At 67.1% G+C, this 24,420-nt stretch carries 18 protein-coding genes, 3 tRNA genes and 2 pseudogenes; 8 read left to right on the top strand and 15 right to left on the bottom strand.

What is annotated here, in order from left to right:
* Positions 1-240: 240 nt before the first annotated feature.
* Together HF989_RS01965 and HF989_RS01960 are read right to left on the bottom strand one after the other, a co-directional pair.
* Positions 241-1,281 (bottom strand): D-alanine--D-alanine ligase family protein, encoded by a 1,041-nt coding sequence (locus HF989_RS01965; RefSeq protein ID WP_343033517.1) that lies wholly within the window; start codon positions 1,279-1,281, stop codon positions 241-243.
* Between the two features lie 21 nt (positions 1,282-1,302).
* Positions 1,303-2,301, bottom strand: coding sequence for an NAD(P)H-dependent glycerol-3-phosphate dehydrogenase (locus HF989_RS01960; RefSeq protein ID WP_168683663.1), 999 nt, complete (start codon positions 2,299-2,301; stop codon positions 1,303-1,305).
* A gap of 90 nt (positions 2,302-2,391) precedes the next feature.
* Here HF989_RS01960 and HF989_RS01955 point away from each other — a divergent pair, with 90 nt between their 5' ends.
* From HF989_RS01955 to HF989_RS01945, 3 genes are read left to right on the top strand one after another with little or no spacing between them, the layout of a single operon-like run.
* A complete protein-coding gene (locus HF989_RS01955) occupies positions 2,392-3,402 on the top strand; it encodes an NUDIX hydrolase (protein ID WP_168683662.1) in 1,011 nt (336 codons plus the stop codon).
* A 24-nt stretch (positions 3,403-3,426) separates the two neighbouring features.
* Positions 3,427-3,891: a YbjN domain-containing protein gene (locus HF989_RS01950; RefSeq protein ID WP_168683661.1), complete on the top strand. Its 465-nt coding sequence runs from the start codon at positions 3,427-3,429 to the stop codon at positions 3,889-3,891.
* A gap of 3 nt (positions 3,892-3,894) precedes the next feature.
* On the top strand, positions 3,895-4,359 hold the full coding sequence (locus tag HF989_RS01945; RefSeq protein ID WP_168683660.1) for a hypothetical protein: 465 nt from the start codon (positions 3,895-3,897) through the stop codon (positions 4,357-4,359).
* 13 nt (positions 4,360-4,372) lie between these two features.
* Here HF989_RS01945 and leuD read toward each other — a convergent pair whose 3' ends face one another.
* A complete protein-coding gene (gene leuD, locus HF989_RS01940) occupies positions 4,373-4,963 on the bottom strand; it encodes a 3-isopropylmalate dehydratase small subunit (RefSeq protein WP_168683659.1) in 591 nt (196 codons plus the stop codon).
* Between the two features lie 12 nt (positions 4,964-4,975).
* The gene (gene leuC, locus HF989_RS01935) at positions 4,976-6,397 is read right to left on the bottom strand and encodes a 3-isopropylmalate dehydratase large subunit (RefSeq protein ID WP_168683658.1); all 1,422 of its coding nucleotides are present in this window, start codon (positions 6,395-6,397) and stop codon (positions 4,976-4,978) included.
* A gap of 61 nt (positions 6,398-6,458) precedes the next feature.
* Between leuC and HF989_RS01930 the strand changes: the two genes are divergently transcribed.
* Entirely contained in the window at positions 6,459-7,148 is a 690-nt protein-coding gene (locus HF989_RS01930) for an IclR family transcriptional regulator domain-containing protein (protein WP_168683657.1), read from the top strand.
* 37 nt (positions 7,149-7,185) lie between these two features.
* Here HF989_RS01930 and HF989_RS01925 read toward each other — a convergent pair whose 3' ends face one another.
* On the bottom strand, positions 7,186-9,942 hold the full coding sequence (locus HF989_RS01925; protein ID WP_168683656.1) for an FAD/NAD(P)-binding protein: 2,757 nt from the start codon (positions 9,940-9,942) through the stop codon (positions 7,186-7,188).
* Positions 9,942-10,892, bottom strand: a complete 951-nt coding sequence (locus tag HF989_RS01920; protein ID WP_168683655.1) for a pyridoxal-phosphate dependent enzyme — start codon at positions 10,890-10,892, stop codon at positions 9,942-9,944. Before HF989_RS01920 ends, HF989_RS01925 begins: the two co-directional genes overlap by 1 nt.
* 83 nt (positions 10,893-10,975) lie before the next feature.
* On the opposite strand from HF989_RS01920, the gene HF989_RS01915 reads away from it, so the two are divergent.
* The 3 genes and pseudogenes from HF989_RS01915 to HF989_RS01900 all read left to right on the top strand — a co-directional run.
* Positions 10,976-13,567, top strand: a complete 2,592-nt coding sequence (locus HF989_RS01915) for a YhgE/Pip family protein (protein WP_168683654.1) — start codon at positions 10,976-10,978, stop codon at positions 13,565-13,567.
* A complete protein-coding gene (locus HF989_RS01910; protein ID WP_343033516.1) occupies positions 13,564-15,753 on the top strand; it encodes a YhgE/Pip family protein in 2,190 nt (729 codons plus the stop codon). The genes HF989_RS01915 and HF989_RS01910 overlap by 4 nt, the downstream gene beginning before the upstream one ends.
* Before the next feature lie 285 nt (positions 15,754-16,038).
* Positions 16,039-16,497 (top strand): annotated as a pseudogene (locus HF989_RS01900) (cytochrome ubiquinol oxidase subunit I); the annotation flags it as partial.
* Here the strand turns inward: HF989_RS01900 and HF989_RS01895 are convergent.
* The 8 genes and pseudogenes from HF989_RS01895 to HF989_RS10735 all read right to left on the bottom strand — a co-directional run bounded on the left by HF989_RS01895 (position 16,469) and on the right by HF989_RS10735 (position 22,375).
* Positions 16,469-17,399 (bottom strand): annotated as a pseudogene (locus HF989_RS01895) (pyridoxal-phosphate dependent enzyme). The pseudogenes HF989_RS01900 and HF989_RS01895 overlap by 29 nt on opposite strands.
* 10 nt (positions 17,400-17,409) lie before the next feature.
* Positions 17,410-17,985: an HD domain-containing protein gene (locus HF989_RS01890; protein WP_168683653.1), complete on the bottom strand. Its 576-nt coding sequence runs from the start codon at positions 17,983-17,985 to the stop codon at positions 17,410-17,412.
* Between the two features lie 80 nt (positions 17,986-18,065).
* Positions 18,066-18,887, bottom strand: coding sequence for a PhzF family phenazine biosynthesis isomerase (locus HF989_RS01885; protein WP_168683652.1), 822 nt, complete (start codon positions 18,885-18,887; stop codon positions 18,066-18,068).
* Positions 18,888-18,950: 63 nt separating this feature from the next.
* Positions 18,951-19,023, bottom strand: a tRNA-Glu gene (locus tag HF989_RS01880).
* A gap of 174 nt (positions 19,024-19,197) precedes the next feature.
* Positions 19,198-19,270, bottom strand: a tRNA-Glu gene (locus HF989_RS01875).
* Between the two features lie 30 nt (positions 19,271-19,300).
* Positions 19,301-19,372: transfer RNA gene (locus tag HF989_RS01870), tRNA-Gln, on the bottom strand.
* A 155-nt stretch (positions 19,373-19,527) separates the two neighbouring features.
* Complete coding sequence (gene gltX, locus HF989_RS01865; protein WP_168683651.1) at positions 19,528-21,015, bottom strand: glutamate--tRNA ligase; 1,488 nt, start codon at positions 21,013-21,015, stop codon at positions 19,528-19,530.
* A gap of 253 nt (positions 21,016-21,268) precedes the next feature.
* Positions 21,269-22,375, bottom strand: coding sequence for a PHB depolymerase family esterase (locus HF989_RS10735; protein ID WP_168683650.1), 1,107 nt, complete (start codon positions 22,373-22,375; stop codon positions 21,269-21,271).
* 85 nt (positions 22,376-22,460) lie between these two features.
* Between HF989_RS10735 and HF989_RS01855 the strand changes: the two genes are divergently transcribed.
* Complete coding sequence (locus HF989_RS01855; protein ID WP_168683649.1) at positions 22,461-23,576, top strand: isochorismate synthase; 1,116 nt, start codon at positions 22,461-22,463, stop codon at positions 23,574-23,576.
* Positions 23,577-23,584: 8 nt separating this feature from the next.
* On the opposite strand, the gene HF989_RS01850 is transcribed toward HF989_RS01855, so the two are convergent.
* Positions 23,585-24,376: a fumarylacetoacetate hydrolase family protein gene (locus HF989_RS01850; protein ID WP_168683648.1), complete on the bottom strand. Its 792-nt coding sequence runs from the start codon at positions 24,374-24,376 to the stop codon at positions 23,585-23,587.
* Between the last annotated feature and the right edge of the window lie 44 nt (positions 24,377-24,420).

Here is a 24,420-nt window from a genome sequence, read left to right as displayed (position 1 = left end):
GACTGCAGACGCTTTCAACCCAACTGCACACTTCCCGGGCAGATGAGCCGGCTAAAAACCTCTCGATCGCACCATCGCGGATATCAGATGGAAATGCTGCGGGCATCGGAATACCTTTCAGCCCCCACCACTCCAACTTTTTGTCCGCGCTCCCGAGGCCGTTAGCTGGATCCTTGTAGCTGGATTTGGGCCGTGCAGGCGGGTCCCAGGGCCGCAGGCGCGCCGCGGAAGTGCACCGACCTACCGCAGGGCCGTACGCACCAGGGTGTCCAGCAGCTGCGGATACTCCAGCCCCGTGGCAGCCCAGACCTGCGGGTACATCGAGATCGCGGTAAAGCCGGGCATGGTGTTGACCTCGTTAAGCACCGGGCCGCGGTCGGTGACGAAGAAATCCACGCGCGCCAGCGACTTGCAGTCCAGCGCGTGAAAGCACGTCACGGCCATCTGCTGCAGCTGCGCGATGAGCTCGTCCGAGTACGGCGCCGGGATGCTCGCGGTAACGCCTTCTTCCAGGTACTTCGTCTCAAACCCGTAGAAGCCCTCCGCGGAGTCCTCCGTGCCGTTGAGCTTGGCAGGCACCGAAGCGGTGACGGTCCCGTCGGGCCGCTCGAGCACGCCCACCTCCACTTCGTCGCCCACCAGTTCCGCTTCGACGATGACCTTGTCGTCGGACTCCAGGGAGAGCGCTACCGCCGCCGGGAGCTCCTCCCAGCTGGTCACCTTGGACACGCCGATGGAGGACCCGCCGTTCGCCGGCTTCACAAACACCGGCAGGCCCAGGTGATCACGCTCGGCGTCGGTGAGCTCACGGGCGCGGTCCAAGATCACCTCGCGCGTAACCGGGATCCCCGCCGCCGAGACCAGCTTCTTCGTGTACTCCTTGTCCATGCCGCACGCGGAGGCCAGCACTCCCGGGCCCACGTACGGCACGCCGGCGAGCTCCAGCAGCCCCTGCACCGTGCCGTCCTCACCGTACTTGCCGTGCAGTACCGGGAAGACGGCGTCGACAGTGGTCAGTGGCTCACCGGAGGCGACGTCGTAAAGCAGGCCCTTGCGCTGCGGGTTCAAAGAGAGCGCAACCTCACGCCCGTGCTTGACGACGGGAAGCTCCGCCCCTTCCGCCGGATTGGTCACGCCCTCGACCCACACGCCCTCCTGGGTGATGCCGATGGGAAATACCTCGTACTCGGCGGGCATGTGCGACATGACCGAGTCGGCGGAGATGCAGGAAATGGAGTGCTCGGTGGACATGCCACCGTACAAAACAGCAATGCGGATCACGGGCGTTAAGCCTACCGCCCGCTATTCCGCCTTCTTGCTGCGCCCCATCAGCGCGGCGATTGCGTCGGCCACCTTCATCCCCTCGTGGCACACGGCGTAGACGGCCTGGGTGATCGGCATCTCCACGGAGTGCTCCGCGGCGAGCTGGAAGATGCTGCGGGAGGACACCACGCCCTCCGCCACCTGGCCTTTGGTGGCGGCGCGCGCTTGGTCCATGGTCGCGCCCTGGCCTAACGCGGCGCCGAACGTGCGGTTGCGCGACAGGGGCGAGGCGCAGGTGGCCACCAAATCCCCCATGCCGGCAAGGCCCGCGAATGTGCGGGCGTCTGCCCCCAGCGCGCTGCCTAAGCGCGTGGTTTCGGCCAACCCGCGGGTGATCAGGGTGGCCAGCGTGTTGTCGCCCAGGCCCTGGCCTGCGGCCATGCCGCACGCGAGCGCGATGACATTTTTGGTCGCGCCGCCGATCTCGCACCCGGCGACGTCCGTGTTGGTGTACGGGCGCAGGTAGCCCGTCGCGCACGCAGCCTGGACCAGCTTGGCACGGTTCTCATTGGCACAGGCGATCACGGTGGCGGCCGGCTGCTCCTGCGCGATCTCACGCGAGAGGTTCGGCCCGCTGAGCACGGCAATGCGGTCCTCGCTTGCGCCGGTGACTTCCGCGATAATCTCGCTCATCCGCATATGGGTGCCGGTTTCGATGCCCTTGGAGATGGACACGAGCGTGGCGTCCCCCGGCAGATGCGGCGCCCACGCGGTCAGGTTCTCGCGCATCGTTTGGCTGGGCACACCGAACACGACGATGGCGGCCCCGTCGAGCGCTTCCGCCGCATCTGATGTCGCGTGGATCGCCGCTGGCAGCTCAATGCCAGGCAGGTATTCCGGGTTCTCCCGCGTTGCTTGAATGGTGCTGGCAAGGCTGTCCCTTCGCGCCCAGAGGGCCACGGTGTTGCCGGCGTCTGCGAACACTTTGGCAAGCGTGGTCCCCCACGAACCTGCGCCCAGTACTGCCACGTTGACCATCGGTGCGTCCTCCCAGCGTTTTCAACCGCTTCAATCTACCACCCGGCCTGGACGTAGCGCGCCCGCCAGGTGTGCGACACAATGGCATGTATGCCTAAACACGACGGCCATCTGCACGAGCAGGACAAGGACACGCACGGTGAGATGTTCCTCACCGGGCGTCTCCAGGAAATTCCCAACCACCCGCACGAGGAATTCGAGCGCACCACCTTGGCCGCTGGCGCGGTCCTGTGGCGCGGGGACCTCAACACCCCGGAGTCCGTCGAGGTGGCCTGCATCCACCGCCCGCATTACGACGACTGGTCGCTGGCCAAAGGCAAGGTCGATCCCGACGAATCCTTGATCCAGACCGCTGTGCGCGAGATCAAGGAGGAGACGGGCTACGACGTGCGGCTGGGCAAACTGCTGGGCAAAACCGTGTACCCGGTGAAAAAGACCACGAAGGTGGTCTACTACTGGACGGGCGAAGTCACCGGCGGCGAGTTCACGCCCAACAACGAAGTGGACGAGATCCGCTGGCTGCCCATCGACCAGGCCATCCCCCTGATGACGTACGACTTGGACCGCCAGGTGCTGCACAAAGCGAAGAAACGGTTCGGCACCCCAGCGGATGCGCGTGTGCTCTACGTGCGCCACGCTCGCGCCCACGACCGCGAAAAGTGGTCCGGTGACGACAACCTGCGCCCCCTGGATAAGAAGGGCCGCCGCCAGTCCGAAATGCTTGTGCCGCTGCTCAGCGCGTTCGCACCGGAGCGGATCTACTCCGCTGCGCCCGAGCGCTGCCAAACCACCGTCGCCCCCCTCGCGGATGAACTCGGGTTGGACGTCGGGGTGAACGAGCGCTTCGGCGACGACGCCTGGCTCACCGACATGGTCGGCGCGCAGCGCGCGTTCACTGACGTGATTGCGCAAGGAGGCACCAGCGTCATCTGCGCTCAGGGCGAGATCATTCCGGGCATGCTGGCCTGGCTCTCTGCGCAGGGCACTTTGCCCATCGACACGCACATTCACGCCAAGAAGGGATCCGTGTGGGTGCTGAGCTTCCGCAACGGCCAGCTCACGGGCGCGGACTACGTGCCCTCCGCACTCCCGGTGTTGTAGTACAAGAAAGGAACGTACAATCTCATGACTTCCCCATCCCAGACAGCGTTTCCCCCGGTGTCGCAGGACCGCATAGCCTCGACACTTACCGCGATGGAGTTGAAGTTCTACCGCGAGGGCAACGGCGAAGTCCGAACCGCGTTTCCGGGCCTGGTGGTCTTCTTCGAGGTGGAAAATCAAGGTTTTAAGGCCACGTCCCGGTGGATGGCCGTGCTGGATCAGCCCGCGGACGTGGAGACACTGCGCGAACTCGCTAACTCTCTCAACCGCTCCCTGCCGCTGGTGAGGGTGCACCCCGTGCAGCGCGAGGACGGCACGGCGATTGCGATCATGGAGGCACCGTTTTTCTCCGGAGACGGGTTCGCCGACCAGCAGCTGCACGAGATGTGCGAATACTTCTTCTCTGCGATCCACCACGTAGCGGGCAAACTGCGCGAGGCCTTCCCGGGCCGCGAAGAATCCTTCACCGACACCGTTAAGGAGGCGTAAACCATGGGCACCACCGACACCCTGAAGCCACTCACCATCCAGCGCGCGAAAGACGTCTTTGCCAAGCAGGGCTGGCAGTACGACGACGCGGGAGAGTTCTCTATCCGCTCCGGCTTCGCCGGAATTGGGCTGGAGATCAGCCACATCGAACCGAATGTGAACGTGATCTCCACCGTGGCGGTGGACTCAATTGGCCAGGACCGCTACGAGGAGGTCCGCAAGTGGGTCGAGCAGTATAACTACACCAAGGCCTACCCCACCGTAACGGCGTTGAAGGACGCCAACCGCGGTATCACAGCGCTCGGTGTGGCGTACAGTCTGCCCGGGCACTGGGGATACACGGATGCACAGTTCGAATCCCACGTGCTCACGGGCATCCAAGGCGTGGTGGCCGCGTCGCGGGACTTCCTCGCTGCGTTCGCGCCGCAGGTGATTCAGCAGATTGACGCGATGGCGCAGCAGGGCTAAATTTTAGCGCCCCCTAGCGCACGGCCGGCTTAAACGCGGGCCGCTGCGCCTCGAAGCGCTCGATGGCGCCCTCGTCGCGGAGCGTCAAGCCGATGTCATCCAGGCCCTCCATGAGGCGCCAGCGGGTGTAGTCGTCCACCTCGAAGACGAAGGTGTTCTCGCCGACGGTGACCGTGCGGTCCTCCAGCGACACGGTAGCGGTTTCGCCCGGGTGCTGCTCCAGGTGCTTCCAGATCAGCTCGATGCCCGACTCAGGCAGATTGGCGGCCAGCAGGCCCGCCTTGCCGGAGTTGCCGCGAAAAATGTCGGCGAACCGCGGGCTGAACACGGCGCGGAAGCCGTAATCCATCAACGCCCACACAGCGTGCTCGCGCGAAGATCCGGTGCCGAAGTCGGGCCCGGCAAACAAGACAGAGCCGTTCTTGTACGCGTCCTGGTTCAGCACAAATCCGGGCTCTGTTTCGCGCCAGTTAGAAAACAGCCCGTCCTCAAAGCCGGTACGGGACACGCGCTTGAGGTAGCGCGCCGGGATGATCTGGTCGGTGTCCACGTTCGACCGCGTCAGCGGCACGGCGACACCGGTGTGGGTAGTGAACTTCTCCATTGGTGTGCTCCTTTACAGGTCAGCGGGGCTGGCAAGGTGTCCGGTGACGGCGGTTGCCGCGGCGACAAGCGGCGAGACGAGGTGCGTGCGCCCGCCGGGGCCCTGGCGGCCTTCGAAGTTACGGTTGCTTGTCGACGCGCTTCGCTCTCCCGGCTTGAGCTGGTCCGGGTTCATACCCAGGCACATCGAGCACCCGGCGGTGCGCCACTCGGCGCCGAACTCGGTGAAGATCCTGTCCAGACCTTCCTCCTCCGCCTGCTGCTTCACTAGCGTGGAGCTGGGCACGACCAGCATGCGGGTGTTCTCCGCGATAGTGCGGCCCTTGACCACCTCAGCCGCGGCGCGGAGGTCCTCGATGCGGGCGTTGGTGCAGGAGCCCAAGAAGACCGTGTCGACGGCGATGCCGCGTAGCGGAGTGCCCGGAGTTAAATCCATGTACTTGATCGCCTTCGCCGCGGCCTGCTTGGCGGTCTCGTCGGTGAAGTCCTCCGGATCCGGCACGGCCTCTGCCAGCGGCAGGCCCTGGCCGGGGTTGGTGCCCCAGGTGACAAACGGGGTGAGCGCCGCGCCGTCGATCTCCACAACGGTGTCGAACTCGGCGCCGTCGTCGGTGGGCAGCGTCTTCCAGTACTCCACCGCCGCGTCCCAGTCCGCACCCTTCGGGGCGTACTCGCGACCTTGGACGTAGTCGAAGGTCTTCTGGTCCGGCGCGACCATGCCGGCGCGTGCGCCCGCTTCAATGGACATGTTGCAGATGGTCATCCGCGCTTCCATGGACATCTTCTCGATGGCCTCGCCGCGGTATTCAATGATGTGGCCCTGGCCGCCGCCGGTGCCGATCTTGGCGATGATGGCCAGAATGAGATCTTTCGCGGTCACCCCCTCCTGCAGCTCGCCGGTGACCTCGACGGCCATGGTCTTGAACGGCTTGAGCGGCAGGGTTTGGGTGGCCATGACGTGCTCCACCTCGGAGGTGCCGATGCCCATGGCGATGGAGCCGAACGCCCCGTGTGTGGAGGTGTGCGAATCGCCGCACACAATGGTCATGCCCGGTTGCGTGATGCCCAGCTGCGGGCCCACGGTGTGGACGATGCCCTGCTGAATGTCGCCCATCGGGTGCAGTGTGACACCGAACTCCTCGCAGTTCTTGCGCAGGGTAGCCACCTGGGTGCGCGACGTGGGCTCGGCAATCTCGAGGAGGTTGCCCGACGTGATCCCCTCGGTGGGCACATTGTGATCTTCAGTTGCCAGGTGCAGCTCCGGGTGGCGCAGCGAGCGGCCGGCCATGCGCAGCCCGTCAAACGCCTGAGGTGAGGTCACCTCGTGCAGCAGTTGGAAGTCGATGAAGATGAGGTCGGGCTCCCCGTTGTCCCCTTGTTTGACCACGTGGTCGCGCCACACCTTTTCCGCCAACGTCAACGGCTTTTCCGCCATAGGAATCTCCTTCGCACTTCTTCCCCACAGTCCCACATAATGAGATGTTAGGATTCGGACTGTGAGACAGTATAACGAAGGCTCCGGCATCAAAGTGCTCGACCGCGCGGTCGCAATTGTGTCCGCGGTCGCGGCCGGCGACAAGTCGCTCGCCGAGCTCAGCGACGCGACCGAACTGCCACGCGCCACCGCCCACCGTATCGCGACCGCGCTCGAGGTCCACCACGTCCTCGCCCGGACCGACCGCGGCGAGTGGTCCCTCGGGCCCGCACTTCCTGGCTACACCGGAGGCCCGTCGCCGAAGCTCATCGCCGCCGCCGGGCCGATCATGCGGGAGCTGGTGGCCACCACGGGCGAGTCCGTGCAGCTCTACGAGCTCACCGGTGACACCCGCACCTGCATCGCCGCGGAGGAGCCAGCCAGCGGCTTGCACAACATGGTCCCGGTCGGCTCGCAGCTGCCGCTGAACGCTGGCTCCGCCGCGCGCGTCTTCGCCGCCTATTCGCTTATCGACGCCACCGCCTTTCCAGCCGACGAGCTCGCCACCGTCACCGACACGGGGCTCGCGGAATCCGTCGCCGAGCGCGAGGTCGGGCTCGCCTCGGTCTCCGCGCCGGTGTTCGAGTCAGACCGCCGCGTCGCCGCCGTGCTGTCCGTCTCGGGCCCGGCCGAGCGGCTCGGACCGAGCCCCGCAGCCAAGTGGGGCGCCGCGCTCAAGGACGCCACCGCTCGGCTGAGCGCCGAGCTCTAGCCGAGCTCCGGCCTGGCACTGGGGGCGCCAACGGGCGTCAGCGAACGTCGATGTCGTCCAAGCGCCCCGCGGGCCACACCACATTCTTGGCCAGGGGGATCTGGTGCGACGCGCTCTCCAGGATGTGCATGAAGTACCCAGCGGTGTTCGGGAGCGCGACGAGGTCTCCCGCCGCCACACCGCGGGGGAAGCGGATCTTCCGCCGCAGGATCAGTTCGTCCTCGATGCAGTAGGCGCCGACCAAGAACGCCTCGATCTCCTCGCTCGGCGGGGTCCGCTTGACCAGGTAGGGGTCGATGAGGAAGTCATCCGAGGTCGTGCGGCACTGGGTGCGGTTCATGGCTAGGCCCACCAGGGGCACGCCGTCGGAACGGGTCTTGGTGAAGGCGACTTCGGCAAGGGTTAGCCCGCAGCCGTCGACAAGCGAGCGCCCCGGCTCAAGATGCAGACGCAACCCGCGCTCGCGCAGCGCCTCTGCGACGCCGCCGGAGAGTACCTCGGCGAGCCAGGCGCCACGCGTCGGCTCCTGCCAGTACGGGTACGTGTTGCGCAACGGGTCGGACTTCCAGGTAAAGGGCTCGGCGTAACCGCTGCGCTGCAGCGCGATCGCGTCCTGATACGCGCGCCATTGCGCCTCATCCGCCAGGTAGGACATGGGCACACCTCCCCCAATGTCCACGAACGCGGGCGCGTGGCCGGATGCGGCCAGCGCGTCAACAAGCCGCATGCACTCGCGCAGCGCGGACGCGCGGTCCGCCGCCGCGTAGCCGTGCAGGTGCGCGTGGATTCCCACAACCCTGAGGTTTCGGCGCGGCGTGCGAAAGTACTCCGCCCAAGCGTCAAGGCGCTCGCCGAAGCGGGTCGGCGGCATCGTGCGCGGATCCGGGGCGAGCCGGGGCGCGACCTTGGCCACCACGCCGCGCGCGGCGGCGAGCCGGGCGATGCGTTCCGCCTCCGCGCGGCTGTCCGCGGAGATAACCACCGCGTTGTCTAAGGCCAGGGCCAACAGCCGGTCGGGCTTGATCGCCGCGGAGCAGATGATCCGCTCCCCGGGCATCCCCCGCTCGAGCACTTGGCGCAGCTCGTTCTCGCTGGCGACGTCGACGCCGTGGCCCATCTCGCGCGCCTCGTCGGCGAATACCAGCGCCTTGTTGGCTTTGCGAGCGAAGAACACCTTCGTCTCCACGCCCTCCGCGGCCCCCGCGCGCACGAGCTCGTCGATGTTGTCACGCATCGGTGCGGGGTTGACGACGTTGACGGGGCTGCCAAACGTTTCGACGAGCCGGGCGCACTCCTGCCCATCCCCCAGCAGTTCACGCCACCAGCTCACCTCGCGCGGCCGCAGCGGCGGCAGGCCGTGGACCCGCTCCGGGTCGGCGAGCGCGGCACGTGTTACGCGACGCGCCCACGCGGGGATGACCTCGTGCTCGCCGCGGCGCAGCGTGTCGTGCCCGAGGATCCACCCCTCGCTCACTCTGCCTGCGGCGGCGATGTGGCGCTGGCCCGCGAGGGTGCCGTCGCGTTCGACCATGAGCGAGCCAGTCTCCGGGTGCTCCCGGCCGATGCCGCGGCGCACCAGCTCCGCCTCGAGGGTGCCCTCGACGAGGCCGGGCGGGGCATTGACGGCGTCGATGACGGCGGAGGCGCCGACCTCGCGGGCGAGCTGCGCCAGGTCCTCATGCCCGCGCCCGAGCAGGTCCGTGCGGATGCGACCGGAGTCGATGAGGGCGAGCACTTCCCCGGCAGTTTCGGCGGGAGGGCCGAAGGCGACGCGCTCGAGGGTGCGGGTGAGCCTGCCGAAGCGCTCGCCGCCGATGGAGTCGCGGCCGCCGAAGGAGGAACGCTCGATCACCGCGTCGTAGGCGGCGCGGAAGGCGTAGCCCACCGCCGCCGCGGGCGTCCAGGCGCGTTCACCGAGCGCGACCCCGAGGGAGGCGCGCAGATCCTCGACGGGGTCCGCGCCGTCCTTGCCGTCCAACACCGCGCGAACGCCCGCCTCGTCTGGGCCGGCCCCGCTCGCGGCGAGGACCTCACCGGAGAGCTCGACGAGGGCCTCGTACACGTCTTCGAAGCCCTTCGCCGTGCGGATCCGCTCCCGCGCGAACGCCAGCGCCGGGCCGAGCTGCGCCACGGCGTCGTCGGGCAGGAAGGCCTTGACGGCCATGAAGCGCCCGCCCCGGGTCAGCGGGTAGAGCACCCCGGCCCGGGCGTGGCGGACGACGTCGACGAACGTCAACGCGGCACCCCTGACTATCGCGGTATCCGCCTCGGTCACCGCGTCCAGGTCGCCAGGAGCGAACGCGCTGAGCACCTTGCCCACGCCCTCGACCCCGCCGCGGGTCAGGGCGCCGGGCCAGTCGTGGGCGTGGCCGGTGGTGAGCAGGGCTTCGTCGTAAAGCGTGCCCTCGACCTCGACCCCCTCCCCGGCGGGTGCGACCTCGCGCACCCGCGCATCCACGAAGCTCAGCGAGCACGAGGGCGGCACGTGCGCTGCGAGCGCTGCCCAGGAGGCGGCGAGGAAGCGGCCGACCTCGCGGCGCGGCGGGAAGGTGTCGCCCGCCCCGCGCCAGTCGTTGAACGTCCCGAGGTGCGTCTCCACGATCTCGGAGGGGACGTTGAGCAGCCACTGGGCAGGCAGGCCGGGCTGGTAGGCGCCGGGCCCGCTCGCACCGCTGACGGGGCCGTCGTTGTAGACGTCCAGCTCGATCGCCGCGCCGCGCTCGCGCGCCCTGGCCATGAGCTCCTCCGCGGCCCAGAGCCCGCGCGGGCCGGCCCCGATGATCGCTGCCCTCATCAGTTCACGTTCCTTTCCACCCATTCGTCGTTGTAGATCGTATTCAGGTACGCGCGACCGTCGTCGTGGAAGACCGCCACGATCTCCGCCCCCTCGTTCTCGCGCGCGAGCTTCTCGACGCCCACGCACACCGCCCCGCCCGAGGCGCCGGGCAGAAAGCCGGTTGACCGCGCGCAGCGCCGCGCCGCCGCCACCGCGTCGCGCGCGCTGACCCGGATCACCTCGTCAGGAACGGTCTCGCGCGACAGCTCGGTGACGACACCCGCCCCGTAGCCGGGGAGGATGCGCTCGCCCCGGGTGCCGCCGAAGAGGACGGAGCCCTCGGCGTCGACGGCGATGGCGCGGGTGGGCAGACCGTTGTCGCGGATGTGGCGGGCGCACCCGCCGATGGTGCCGGTGGTGCTCACGGCGACGACGAGGATGTCGGGGGCGTGGCCGAGCTGCTCGACGATCTCGCGCATCGTCCCCTCGCTGTGGGCGCGGAAGGCCGCGCGGTTGGAGTACTGGTCGAGGTTGAGCCCCCCGAGCTCGTCGACGAGGCGCCCCACCAGCGCGCGTCGCGCGGTGAGCCAGTCCCCCGTCTCAGGGTCGGGCTCCTCGACCGGGTGGATGTGCGCGCCGAGGGCGCGCATGTGGGCGAGCGTGGCCTGGTTGGTGCGCGGGTCGACGACGCAGTGGAACTCCCACCCGCCGACGGCCGCCTCGCGGGCCAGAGCCACGCCCAGGTTTCCGGAGCTCGACTCCACGACGACGCTGCCCGGGCCGAGCACGCCGCGCTCGATGGCGTCGGCGACGAGGGCGCGGGCTGTGCGGTCCTTGGCGCTGCCGCCGGGGTTGAAGGACTCGAGTTTGGCCCAGACCCGGGCGTTCCCGCCGCCGAGCTCGGGAAGGGAAACGAGGGGCGTGCCGCCCACGGCGGCGAGCAGGCCCGGGGATAATTCGGAGAGCATGAACGCCAGCTTATGCGTTTCGGGCCGGCGGGGCCGCCGCGGGGCGTTTCCCCTAGCGCTCCATTCGAGGGTACGCTCGCCACGTGAGAAAGAGCGGGCAGATTCTTGGACGGGACATTCGACGCCTGCTGCGCGTTCCCCGGGCCTTCATCATCATCGTCGGTGTGCTCATCACCCCCGCGCTCTACGCGTGGTTCAACATCAACGCCTTCTGGGACCCCTACGCCCACACCCAGAACATCCGCATCGCGGTGGTCAACAACGACCGCGGCGCCTCCGCCGAGCGCGTCGGCGAGGTCGACGTCGGCGAGCAGATCACCGAGCAGCTCAAGGGCAACGACAAGATCGGGTGGGTGTTCCTCCCCGAGGACGAGGCCCGCGACGGGCTCATGCGCGGCGACTACTACGCCATGTTCCTCATCCCGCCCGAGTTCAGCGAGGACCTGCTGAGCCTGGTCAGCGGCACCTACACGCAGCCGGTGCTGGAGTACTACGTCAACGAGAAGAGCAACGGCGTTGCCCCCTCGATCACCGACGCCGGCGCCTCCGCCGTCGACACGGCCGTGGCCGAGGCCTTTAAGAAGAAGGTCGGCGAGGCCGCGGCGACCGAGCTGCGCAACACGGGGTTCGCGTCGCGCGATAACGCCGAGGAGGTCCGAGGCAAGGCCTCCGGGAGCTTCGGCCAGATCGCCGCCGACCTCGACGCCGCCCAGGGGCGGGTGGCCACGATGAAGCAGAGCATCAGCGGGGCGCGCCCGGTCGTCGCCGAGCTGAACACCCTCGTCGGCTCCGTCGACGACACCCTCGGGTCCGTGGACTCCTCCCTCGGCGAGGCCGAGGGGATCCTCGCCGAGCTGCAGAAGTCCTCCGCCGGTTTCAGCGCCGACACGTCGACCGCGCTCGTCGAGTCCACCAACGCGCTCAGCCTCGGCGCCGCCTCCGCCAACGCCTCCATCGCGGAGGCGACGGACCAGCTCGGCACCGCCCAGGGGCGGGTGCGCTCCGCCGTCGGCGAGGTCGACGGCGTGGTCAAGCAGGGCGAATCCGCCGTCGCGCAGCTGCGCGCCTTGTCGGCCGGGGCGGCCCTATCGCCCGAGGTCCGCGCTCAGCTCGACGCCGCGGCCAGCGCGCTGGAGGAGCGTACCGTCGCCTCCCGCGCCGTCCTCGACGGCCTGAACAACGTGGACCGCAGCGCGGGCGCCGCGCTGGCGTCGATAGGCGAGCTCGGCGACTCCCTCGAGGCCGCGACCGCCGACTCCAACGCCGCAGCGCGCGACGCGAGCAAGCAGCTCGGCGAGTCCGTGCCCGCGATCAATGCCTCGCTCGCGCAGGCCTCCGGCAGCGTCGCCTCCGTGCGCGGCGCGCTGAGCAGCCAGCGTGCCCTGCGCGAGGAAACGACCTCCCTGCTCGCCGGGGTGGACAACCAGCTCGCGGCCAGCCTCGGCATCCTCGACGAGGTCTCGGGTAACCTCGGCACGCTCGCCGACGGCGCCCGCTCCGCCCAGTCCGACATCAATGCCCTCCTGGCCACCTCCGACTCGGAGACCCTCAACACGGTGACGAACCTCAACTCGGCGAAGATCGGCGAGTACATCTCCTCGCCCGTCACCGTCGAGCAGCAGGCCGTCTTCCCCACCGAGAACTACGGCAGCTCCATGGCCTCCTTCTTCACCAACCTGGCCCTGTGGATCGGCGCGTTCGTGCTGACGATCATCTTCCGCGTCGAGGTCGACACCGAGGGCTTCCGCCGCCTCACCGTCGGCCAGGCCTACCTCGGCCGCTTCCTCCTCTTCGCCACGCTCTCGGTGCTCCAGGCCGTCGTGGTGACGCTCGGCAACGTGGCCTTCGGAGTGCAGATGCAGTCCGTCACGGCCTTTCTCGCCACCGCAATCGCCATCGGGGTCGCCTACACGGGGATCATCTACTCCATCGTCTCCGCGCTCGGCCACATTGGCCGCGGCATCGCCGTCTTCCTCGTCGTCATCCAGATCCCGGGCGCGTCGGGCCTCTACCCCATCGAGCTCATGCCCGACTTCTTCCGCCGCATCTACCCCTTCCTCCCCTTCCGCTACGGCATCGACGCGATGCGCGAGACCATCGCCGGGTTCTACGGCCATCACTACCTCCGCTTTTTGGCGGCGCTTCTCGCCATGTCCGCCGCAGCCTTCGCCCTGGGGTGGCTGTTCCGACTCACCTCCTCGCACGCCAACCTCCTGTTCAACCGCCAGCTCGCGCGCACGAACCTGATCACCAACGAGAAGGTGGAGGTCATGGGCTCGCCCTACCGCGCGTCCGACATCATGGCCGCCCTGTCGGACCGGGATGAGTTCCGCGGGGGCGTCGAGAAGCGAGCGCGGATGCTGCGGGAGAACTACCGCACCCTCATCTTCGGCGGGATCGGCGCGGGCGTTGTCGGCATCGCCATCATCACCCTGCTCACCATGCTCCTGCCCACCGACAAGACGATCATGCTGGCCATCGTCGTCGCCTGGTCGCTGCTGGTCGTCCTCTACCTCGGCGCGGTGGAGTACTTCACGCAGAGCCTCGTCGACGCCGAACAGGTCTCGCGCCTCGGCGAGGCCGAGCTGCGCGACGCCGTGATCCACCGCCACGACTCCGCCGGCACCAGCGTCACCACCGGGCCCGCGGATGCCGAAAGCGAGGACACCAAGTGAGAACCGTCTTCTCCATCGCCTACAACGACCTGCGCCGGCTCTACACCAACGTCATGGCGGGCATCGTCATGGCCGGCCTGATCGCCATCCCCTGCCTCTTCGCCTGGTTCAACGTGCTGGCCACGTGGGACCCATTCGGCAACACCGAGCGCCTCGAGGTGGCGGTGGCCAACACCGACCGCGGCCACACGAGCGATCTCACCCCGCTGGCCGTCAACGTCGGCGACATGGTCCTCTCCCAGCTCTACCGCGACGACTCTATGGACTGGGTCATCACCGACGCCGACGACGCCATCGAGGGCGCGAAGTCCGGTGAGTACTACGCCGCCATCGTCTTGCCGCCCACGCTGAGCGACGACATGTTCACCTTCTACGCCGGAAACGCCGAACCCAGCCGGATCGACCTCTACGTCAACGAGAAGAAGAACCCCATCTCCCCGCTGCTCATCTCCAACGGCACGCAGGGCGTCAGCGCCCAAATCAGCGCGTCGTTCACCAGGGCCCTCTCCGAGGTGTCATTCGGGCTGATCGAGACGGCCTCGGACTTCTTCAACGAGGCGAAGACCAAGCAGGCGCTCGACTCCATCGAGACGCGCACCGCCAGCGCCCGCGACCAGCTGCTCTCCAGCGCCAGCACCGTCGACGCGCTCGCCTCGCTCACCGAGTCGAGCGTGCCGCTCGTCGACAGCGCCGAGCGGATCTCCGGGGCGCTGGGCGACTCCCTGGGGCAAGTCCGCCCCGTCGACCTCGGGGCCACCGGGGCGGGCCTCGGCGGAGACGGCGCGGCGCTTGCGGCGGCGCTGGGGGCAACATCGGAAGGCTTTGCCGCCGTAAGCGAACGCGTCGACCAGCTGCTGGCGGATTCTTCCGCCACCTCCCAGGCCACCGCCGCGAGCCTGACGGACATCGCCGCGCGCATCGATGTCCAGGTGAAGCAGTACACGGCCCTGCGCGACACCATCAACGGCCAGGTCGCCCCGGCGCTTCCCCCCGACGCCCAGCCGGGGGTGCGCGCGGTGGTCGGCCACCTCGACGACGCCATCGCCCGCCAGACGGCCGTGCGCGACCGACTCAACGACGCCGCCGCGCGCCTCACCGCCGGGCAGGGCGGCCGGGACGGGAAGAACGCGGACCGACAGGAGATCAAGGACTCGATCGCCCGGGCCCGCGAGGCGATGGACTCGGCCAAGAATTCCTACGACACCGGGATCCGCCCGCGCCTCGAGGCGCTGTCGGGCTCGCTGGACAACGTCCGCGCGAACGTCGACAAGGCCCGCTCGGACATGGACGGCGTCTCTTCTGCCCTGGCCAACCGGCCCGGCTCGCTGCGCGACACCCTCGCAGCCTCCGGTGCAGACCTGCGCGACACGGCGGAATCTCTGCGCGCCAACGCGGCGAGGATGCAGGAGGCGCAGCAGTCGATCGCGCAAGCGCGCTCGAGCGGGGACCTGACGAAGCTGGCCGACCTCGTCTCCAGCCACCCGGAGGAGCTCGCCGGCGCCCTCGTCGACCCAGTCAAGGTGGAGCGCAAGGAGGTCTTCCCCCGCGTCAGCTTCGGCGCTGGCATGGCCCCGCTCTACACGGTGCTCGCCCTGTGGGTGGGCGCCCTGTTGACGTCGGTGGCCGTGCGCACGGACGACCGCTCCATCGAGCAGAACGTGGTCGATCCCGACCGCCTCACCGCGGGCCAGAAGTACTTTGGCCGCTACCTGACGTTCGTGACCACCGGCCTGGCCCAATCCACGCTCCTCATGGCGGGGCTCATCGTCTACGTGGGCATCGAGCCCGCGCACCCCTTCCTCCTCTTCATGGCGGGGTGGGTCTCGAGCCTGGTCTTCCACCTGATCTGCTACACGCTGGTGCTCTCCCTGAGCAACGCCGGCAAGGCCTTGGGCGTGCTCATCCTGGTGCTCCAGGTCTCGGCGGCGGACGGAGCCTACCCGCTGCAGCTGCTGCCGGGCTGGACGCAGGCAATCAGCCCCTGGCTGCCCGCGACCTACTCGATCCGCGCTATGCGCGCCGCGGTCTTCGGCACCTACGGCTGGGACTTCTGGCGAGCCCTCGGCATCCTCGTCCTCTTCGCGCTGCCCTTCCTCTTCCTCGGCCTCTGGCTGCGCCACCGGCTGCACCACGCGATCAGCCGCATGGACGAGGCGGTTGCTCAGACCAAGGTGATGATGACGTAGGCCGCCCCCCTACAGGTCAATGGTGCCGCGCACGCGGGCGGTGACCTTACCGCCCACCCAGATGTCGCGGCCGTCGTCGGTGATCTCGACGCGCCCCGCGCGCCCGACGTGCCGCCCCTGCTCCGCCACGTAGCATCTACCTCCTTTTGCACTTTTGAATGGAAACTCTCTATTAGGTTCCTCCGTCCTGTTAGATACGGGCGGTCCTTCCCCTCGTGGCTTCTCCATCCGCGGCAACGGCCACGGACCACGCAACCGCGCCCCCGCCGGGGTGCACGAGGAGGCGTGACCACGGATCTCGATGTGGTCGACCTTTCGCGGTGGCAGTTCGGCATCACCACCGTCTTTCACTACATTTTCGCCCCGCTAACCATAGGCCTCGCCCCAATGGTGGCCATCATGCAGACAATCTGGGAGCGCACCGGCCACGAGCGCTGGTACCGGGCCACCCGGTTCTTCGGAAACCTCTTCCTGGTCAACTTCGCGATGGGGGTGGTCACCGGCACCATGCAAGAGTTCCAGTTCGGCATGAACTGGCCCGAGTACGCTAGCTTCGTCGGCGACGTCTTCGGCGCTCCCCTGGCGTTCGAGGGGCTGGCGGCCTTTTTATTAGAATCCATCTTCCTCGGGGTGTGGATCTTCGGCTGGGGCCGCGTGCCCGCCTGGCCCACCTCACCTCCATCTGGACCGTCGCGGTGGCGGTCAATCTCTCCGCCTACTTCATCATCGTGGCGAACTCCTTGTCCAGGTACGCCCTGCCGTCGTCGTGGAAGACGCCCACGATCTCGTCGGCAGCGCCTTCGTCGATCAGGCGGGCGACAGCCGCGGCGACTGCGCCTCCGGATGCCCCAGGCACGAACCCGGTGGACCGTGCTAATCCCCGCGCCGAGCGCACAGCATCCGCCGCAGACACCCGCACCACCCGGTCGGGTGCCACCTCCTTGGAAAGCTCAGTGACCACGCCGGCGCCGTAGCCGGGGAGGATGCGCTCACCGCGGTCGCCCCCGAATAGCACCGAGCCCTCTGCGTCCACCGCGACGACCTTCGTGCCGTAGCCGTGCTCGCGGATGTGCTTCAGGCAGCCGCCCACTGTGCCGGTGGTGCTCACCGCCACCGCGAGCAATTCGGGCGCGTGCCCGAGCTGCTGCACAATCTCGCGCATCGTGCCCTGGTCATGCGCGTCGAACGCCGCACGGTTGGAGTACTGGTCTAAGTTCACCGCCCCGAGTTCTCGCTTCAGCTCGGCCACTAGGTTGCGCCGCGCGGTGAGCCAATCGCCCGTTTCCGGGTTCGGTTCCTCCACCGGGTGCAGCACCGCCCCGAGGGCGGCGATCATCGCCAGCGTTGCTTGGTTGGTACGCGGGTCGACGACGCAGTGGAACTCCCAGCCGCCCGCGATGGCCTCGCGTGCCAGTGCGATGCCGAGGTTGCCGCTGGAAGATTCCACCGCCGCCGCGCCGGGGTGCAACAGGCCGCGAGCCGTCGCGGCAGCGACCATCGCACGCGCCGTGCGATCCTTCGCGCTGCCTCCCGGGTTGAAGGATTCAAGCTTGCCCCCACACGCGCCCGCGGAACCCAGCGGAGAGGTCCACAAGCGGCGTGTCGCCGATGGCGCTTAGAAGGCCTGTCTGTACGGAAACATCCATGCGCACCACCTTATGCGCCACGCGCCTCCAGGCGGGCGACTTGGCGCTCCAACTCCTCACCGAGCGCGTTTCCCGGCAGGCGTTCCTGCACCAGATCCGCCACGGAGCGGTACCACCAAAGTTGGCTCTCTTTGCCCGAGTTGAACCGGGACCACAACGCATCGCCGATGGCGTCCAAGTCCGCGTGGATGGACAACAGGTTGTGCAACTTGTCAGCCGCAGAGATGAGCACGCTGCCGTCTTCCGCCTGGCGCAGGTGCGCAAGGTACGCGTCCGAACGGTCCTGCCAGCTGGTTAGTGTGCTGTCTTTTGTCACGCCGTGAACAAGCTCCACGACCCGGTCGCCGAACTCCTCGGCCATGCGCTCGGGGCTGTACTCCTCCGGGACATCCTCCAGGATGTCGTGGAAGAGCGCCGCGATGAGTACGTCCTCGTCGTCAGTGACCTGGGAGACGAGGTGCATCACGCCGAAGACGTGGGAGGCGTACGGAATGTCCGTGCCTTTGCGCACATGGTCGCGGTGCGCCCACGCGGCGGTGTTGATTGCTTGGATGAGTCGCGGGGATGCGACGAGAGACTCGGCCATTATGGGCCCCTTTCTGCCGGGAACAGCTTTCACTCTACGAACGCCGTCGACACCGCCCGCCAGGCGTTCAAACGCATGATCTATCCGACGGTTATCGTTCCCCGTACCCGCACCTGTGCCCGCCCACCAACCCAGATATCTTTGCCATCGTCATGGATCTCCACGCGGCCGTCGCGGCCGAGCGACGCGCCCTGCGACACCGAGTATCGGGCAGGGACGTCTCCCCGCCCGCGCAGCCATTGCGCCATCGCCCCGTTTGCGCTTCCCGTCACAGGATCCTCAAAGGTCGGGGTGAACGCCCGCAGCTCGTACGCGGGATCCGTACCTCCGGTCAGCGCCGCAAACGCCACTTTCAGATCAGTGTCCGTCGGCTGCTCTAAGGACCTCAGCGCGTCTAGGCCATCCAAGAGTGCAAGCTTCCAGCCGGGTCCGTTGTCGCCGTAGGCTGCGTCGATAAGCACCTGCTTCTCCACGCCAAAGGTCTCGCACACCGCGTCCCTGTCCTCCGCGGTGAGTTCGCCGCTGCGTTTGAGAGGCGGCGTGGCGAACGCGAGCATGTCGCCCTGGATGCGTACTTCGACGTTGCCCACGCCGCATTCCTGCACCACGCGGCCAGGTTGGCGGGGCGTGTTGCCGAGCTCGAGCCACGCGCGAGCGGTGCCGAGGGTGGGGTGGCCGGCGAAATCGAACTCCTCAACGGGCGTGAAGATGCGCACGCGGTAGTCCGCCTCCTGGCTTGTGGGCTGAAGCAGGAACGCCGTCTCCGAGAAATTGGTCCACGACGCAATCTGCTGCATCTGCTCACCGGTGAGGCTGTCCGCGCCGCAGATTACCGCGAGCGGGTTGCCCGTGAACGCGCCGGTGGCGAAGACGTCGATTTCAAAGAAGTCTAGGGAGGTCACCGCGCCGAGCGTACCAACGCGAAAACTCCCGACCCGGAAGACCGGATCGGGAGTTTATATGTGTACCCCGTACGGGATTTGAACCCGTGTTACCGCCGTGAGAGGGCGACGTCCTAGGCCGCTAGACGAACGGGGCGCGCTCGCTTGCTTGCGACTTGTTAAAGATAAAGGACGCACCTGCCAACCTACAAATCAGCAGGTTACAGGCGGAAAACGGTCGCCGTCCCGCCCTGCGGAACAGCTGCACCTGGGAGTACAAGCGGTATACAAAAACCTCCGACCCAGAGACTGGATCGGAGGTTTTGCTTTGTACCCCGTACGGGATTTGAACCCGTGTTACCGCCGTGAGAGGGCGACGTCCTAGGCCGCTAGACGAACGGGGCATTAGGACACAGAACGTAAAAGCTCTGCAGCTGGCCTACCAGGACTCGAACCTAGAATGACGGTACCAGAAACCGTAGTGTTGCCAATTACACCATAGGCCATCGTTTTCCCGCTTTGACCTGCGCTTTCCTTTCGGTCTGCGCTGTCTTGCTGAACAACATGGAGTACTATAACCATGAAGCGCGGAAGGAACCAAATCCGCAGGCCACCGCGTAAAAACGCGGTGACCAAAGCGCACAAAACAACAGCGCTGTAACTACTCCGCTGCCTGGTATGGGGTGACCTCACGGGCTGCGCGCAGGCGCTTCAGGGTGGATTCGCGCCCGAGCAGCTCCATGGATTCGAACAGCGGCGGCGACACCGCAGCGCCGGTTGCACCGACGCGCAGGGCACCGAATGCGACACGGGGCTTGAGCCCGAGGTCGTCGATAAGCGCCTTGTTCAAGGCGGCCTCGATGGCTGGTGTCGTCCACTCCTCCACCGCTTCCAGCGCGGCGATGCCGGCATCCAGCGGCTCGACAGCGGTGTCCTTCAGGTTCTTCTTAGCGCTCTTCTCGTCCAGCTCGAGATCCTCGTCAGCGATGACCAGGAACTTCAGCAGGTCGTAGGCTTCCGAGAGCACCTTGATGCGCGTCTGCACCAGATCCGCGGCGATGGCGAACTTGTCGGCCGGGTAGTCTTCCGGGAAGTCCGTGTACCCGGTCAGGTACTCGCGTAGCCGGCTGCGGAAGTCCTCCGGCTCGAGCAGGCGGATGTGGTCGGCGTTGATCGCCTCCAGCTTCTTCTGGTCGAAGCGGGCCGGGTTGCCAAGCACGTCCGAGACGTCGAACGCCTTAACCATCTCATCGGCGCTGAAGATGTCCTTGTCCGCGGACAGCGACCAGCCCAATAGCGCCAGGTAGTTGATCATGCCCTCGGGGATGATGCCGTTGTCGCGGTGGTTGAACAGGTTGGATTCCGGATCGCGTTTGGACAGCTTCTTGTTGCCCTGCCCCATCACAAACGGCAGGTGGCCGAACTCCGGGGTGAATTCTGCGACGCCGATGCGCTTGAGCGCCTCATACAGCGCCATCTGGCGTGGGGTGGAAGACAGGAGATCCTCGCCGCGCAGCACGTGCGTGATGCCCATCAAAGCGTCGTCCACCGGGTTGACCAGCGTATACAGCGGGGCGCCGTTGGAGCGGGCGACCACGAAGTCCGGCTGCGTCTCAGACTTAAACGTCACCTCGCCGCGCACAAGATCGTTCCAGGTCCATTCTTGGTCCGGCATGCGTAGGCGCCACACCGGCTTGCGGCCCTCGGCCTCGAATGCGTCGATCTGTTCCTGGGTGAGGTCACGGTCGAAGTTGTCGTAGCCCAGCTGCGGGTCGCGCCCGGCGGCCTTGTGGCGCTCTTGGACCTCTTCGTTGGTGGAGTACGCCGGGTAGACCTCCCCTGCCTCGATGAGCTTGTTCAGGACGTCCGTGTAAATCTCGGAGCGCTGGGACTGGCGGTATGGCTCATGCGGTCCGCCGACGTTGACGCCCTCGTCCCAGTTCAAGCCGAGCCACTCCAGCGAATCGATGATCGCCTGGTAGCTCTCCTCCGAATCACGCGCCGCGTCCGTGTCCTCGATACGGAACACGAACGTGCCACCGGAGTGGCGGGCCTGCGCCCAGTTGAACAGCGCGGTGCGCACCATTCCCACGTGCGGGGTTCCGGTCGGTGACGGGCAGAAACGTACGCGCATAGAAGTGTCAGTCATGTGCGCAATGGTAGCGCGCCATGCACACTGCCTATCGACGTCCTCCGGCGACGCCCGACTCGACGCCCGAGCAGGCCGGAGAGGCCGAGCCCCGATTCACACAGGGTGAGTTCGCGATGGTGAGTTCGGCCCGATCCACCGTATTCTCACCATCCCAATCTCACCATCTGCGCCCCAGCCCGGGACACCGAACATCTCGCGCAAACAGAAAAACCGGCCACCCGAAAGCAACCGGTTGCGTTGTGGCAAACCCCTACTTGGAGTGCCGGGACAAAAACGCCCACATCTCGTCCGCAGCGGACGGCGAGTACCACCAGAAGTGGTTGGACCCGTGCACCTGGATCACCTCGACGCCCTTGCTGCACCCGCGAGCGGAAACGCGGGTGGCGTTGTTGCCCACCGGGGCGCGGTCAAGGCCCGGGCCGCAGCCGTTCCGGGCGGAGTACGAGGTGAACAGCTCCGGCACCGGCATGACGCGCACACCACGGCGGGTGGTGCCGTAGTACGGCGTGAGCGTGTCGTTCATGCCGTGCAGGGCCATGAACGCGATGGGCAGGTTCTGGCAGCCCTGGTTCACCGGCGCGTAGTAGGCGCCAGACACACCGGCCACACCCGCGAACAGGTCAGCCATGTGGCAGGCCGATACCGCCGCCATACCGCCGCCGGTGGACATGCCGGTGGCGTAGATGCGGCGGCGGTCGATGTTGTAGTAGCGCTGCACATCGTTGATCATGGCCCGCACGAACGCGATGTCCTGACCGGGGCCCGTAGACGCTGTCGGCGAGCCCTCCCAAGAAGCACCGATTGCGCGCGGGTAGACGATGATGGCGTTGCGCCCGACCGAAGATTCGCGCAGCCGGGAGTAGTTGCGGAAGTTCTCGGTAGAGTCCTGGTACGCGGAGTACCCCACCATCACGGGACTCGGGTTCGCGGGGTTGTAGTTGCGCGGCACCCAGATGAGGTAGCTGCGACCCGCGGCTCGAATTTCGCCATTGGTGCCGTTCGCTACCGGGGCCGGCGCCTGCGGCGCCCACGAGCGAGGAACAGCCGGAGCCGGCACCGGGGCCGGCGCTGGCAGGCGAGGAATCTGCGGGGCCTGGACCGGGTTGCGCGGCAGGGACGAGCCGCTGGGCAGCGACTGGTTGGCCATGTCCACGAACTTGTTCCACTCGGCGTTCGCCTGCTTCGTGGCATCCGAAACGGTGCGGTTAGCGTTGTCGATAGCCGTATTGACTTGGCCGGTGACTTGGCCGGGGATCTGGGAGGAGAGGTCCTGGGCACCAGCCTGTGCCGGAGCCGCAACGCCGCCCGCGACCAGAAGGGCCGCAAGGCCACCCGCAATGGTTTTAACAATTTTCACACAGGCAACGATAAACGTACCCACATGCTCCAGCAAGCGATGCGAAAGTGTGGCATAGCAGTACTGCGCGATAGAGTAACGCCACATGCGCACTTCCAGACCCGACAGCGCCCCGGACTTCCTGCTCTCACGCGGCGACGGCTCAGTACGGACGCAGCGTGCACTGCGCACGTTCGACGATGCCTGGGAAGCCGCAGACGTGATCGACCGCGGCGAGGCGGAGATGGTTGTCGGCGCCCTCCCATTCGATCAGGACTGCCGTGCGGCGCTGACTGTCCCGGAGCACATCATCCGCGAACCGGGTCCTTTGGAGCCGCACCCCTACTATCGCGTCGGCGAGGGCTCGAAGCTGCGCGCAAAGCTTATCGACGTCGACCCCGCCCCGGAGGAGCACTACCGCAGGGTCGAGGCCGCCATCTCGACGATTCAGGGTTCCGCGCTGGAGAAAGTCGTCCTCGCTCGCGCGGTGGATATCGCCTTCGACCCTCCCGTAGATCCACGCTTGGTCGCGGCGCGCCTGATCGATCTATCCGTCACCCGCGACGGGTTTATTGCGGACCTCACCCCGTCGGGGCGCGACGGCCATTTCCTCGTCGGCTCCTCACCGGAGGTGCTGGTGCGCCGTCGAGGCAACCGCGTATGGTCCTTTCCCCTGGCCGGCTCTGCAGCGCGCGTACCGGCCGACCCGGCGGCAGACCGCGCAGCAGCAGATGCACTCTACAATTCGGCGAAGGATTTGGACGAGCATCACTTTGTCGTAGACCACATTCGCCACGTGCTGCAGCCCCTGTGCAGTGAACTGCGCATCCCGGAGCGCCCGACATTGGAAAAGACCAGCGAGATGTGGCACTTGGCGACCCCCATCGAGGGCGTGTTGAAGAACCCCGCCCCGAGCGCCCTCGACTTGGCGCTGCGCCTCTACCCCACGCCTGCAGTGTGCGGCACGCCGCAGGCAGCGGCCGAGGCGCTGATCACCACCGCCGAGTCTGACCGCGGGTTCTACGCGGGAGCTGTGGGCTACACCGACGCGGCGGGCGACGGCGAGTACATGGTCGCGATTCGATGCGCCGAGGTCAACGGCGACGGCACCCGCGCCCGCGCCTGGGCGGGCGGGGGGTTAACGGCGGACTCGGACCCACAAGCCGAGCTAGACGAAACGTCGGCCAAGCTGCGCACGATTATGCGCGCGCTTGGCCTGTAGCGATTCGGCTACGCCCGCTCGATCGGGTTGCCCAGCGTGCCGATGCCGGGGATTTCCACCTCGATGTAGTCGCCCGGAACCATTTCGGCGGTCCCAGCTGGAGAGCCAGTGGCAATCACGTCGCCCGGCAGGAGCGTGAAAGATTCGGAGACCCACTCCACCATTTCGCCGAGGGACTTGATCATCTGGTTCGAGTTGGAATCCTGCTTCGTCTGCGTCACCCCGTCGTGGGTGTGGTGCGCCTTGATCGGCAGATTAGCGAAATCAAACGCGTCCAGGTCCGTCTCGATCCAGGGGCCGATCGGGCCAAAGGTGTCGATGCCCTTTGCGCGCGCCCACTGGCCGTCGGCAAACTGCAGGTCGCGGGAGGAGACATCGTTGATAATGGTGACCCCCCGGATGACCGTCTTCCAGTCCGCAGCCTTGACATTCTTGCACGGCACGCCAACAACGAGCGCAAGTTCACCCTCGAACTCGATGCGGGTTGCAAACTCCGGAATCTTGATCGGGGCTCCGGGGCCCACGACGGCGGTAGAGGGCTTGATGAAGATCGTCGGCGGGAGATGCTCAGCGGATTCCTTGAACACTTCCGCGACGTGGTCGGCGTAGTTGCGGCCGACCGCCACCACTTTCGACGGGAGGGTCGGGGCGAGCAGGCGGACGTCGTCCAGCGCGTACTCTTTGCCCGTGTACTCGGGTTCCGTGAACGGGGTGCCCGCGATGGCTTTCGCGGTTTTGCCCTCGTTGTCTATGACGGCGAAGGTCATGCCTTCGGGTGTTGCAATTCGTCCAAAACGCATGTGACCGAGCATAGAACCTTTTACGAAAGTGGCATTACTCGGAT

Origin of the sequence: Corynebacterium mucifaciens (assembly GCF_012396315.1) — a bacterium.
Classification (GTDB): domain Bacteria; phylum Actinomycetota; class Actinomycetes; order Mycobacteriales; family Mycobacteriaceae; genus Corynebacterium; species Corynebacterium mucifaciens.
Note: the sequence above shows the minus strand (reverse complement) of the source record. Positions and strands in the feature narration are given on the sequence as shown.

Excerpts from the sequence above, each read along its gene's own strand:
- gltX (WP_168683651.1), bottom strand. The coding sequence starts at position 21,015 with ATGACTGACACTTCTATGCGCGTACGTTTCTGCCCGTCACCGACCGGA.
- HF989_RS01920 (WP_168683655.1), bottom strand. The coding sequence starts at position 10,892 with ATGCTCTCCGAATTATCCCCGGGCCTGCTCGCCGCCGTGGGCGGCACG.
- HF989_RS01850 (WP_168683648.1), bottom strand. The coding sequence starts at position 24,376 with ATGCGTTTTGGACGAATTGCAACACCCGAAGGCATGACCTTCGCCGTC.
- HF989_RS01960 (WP_168683663.1), bottom strand. The coding sequence starts at position 2,301 with ATGGTCAACGTGGCAGTACTGGGCGCAGGTTCGTGGGGGACCACGCTT.
- leuD (WP_168683659.1), bottom strand. The coding sequence starts at position 4,963 with ATGGAGAAGTTCACTACCCACACCGGTGTCGCCGTGCCGCTGACGCGG.
- HF989_RS01925 (WP_168683656.1), bottom strand. The coding sequence starts at position 9,942 with ATGAGGGCAGCGATCATCGGGGCCGGCCCGCGCGGGCTCTGGGCCGCG.
- HF989_RS01950 (WP_168683661.1), top strand. The coding sequence starts at position 3,427 with ATGACTTCCCCATCCCAGACAGCGTTTCCCCCGGTGTCGCAGGACCGC.
- HF989_RS01955 (WP_168683662.1), top strand. The coding sequence starts at position 2,392 with ATGCCTAAACACGACGGCCATCTGCACGAGCAGGACAAGGACACGCAC.
- HF989_RS01855 (WP_168683649.1), top strand. The coding sequence starts at position 22,461 with ATGCGCACTTCCAGACCCGACAGCGCCCCGGACTTCCTGCTCTCACGC.
- leuC (WP_168683658.1), bottom strand. The coding sequence starts at position 6,397 with ATGGCGGAAAAGCCGTTGACGTTGGCGGAAAAGGTGTGGCGCGACCAC.
- HF989_RS01945 (WP_168683660.1), top strand. The coding sequence starts at position 3,895 with ATGGGCACCACCGACACCCTGAAGCCACTCACCATCCAGCGCGCGAAA.
- HF989_RS01890 (WP_168683653.1), bottom strand. The coding sequence starts at position 17,985 with ATGGCCGAGTCTCTCGTCGCATCCCCGCGACTCATCCAAGCAATCAAC.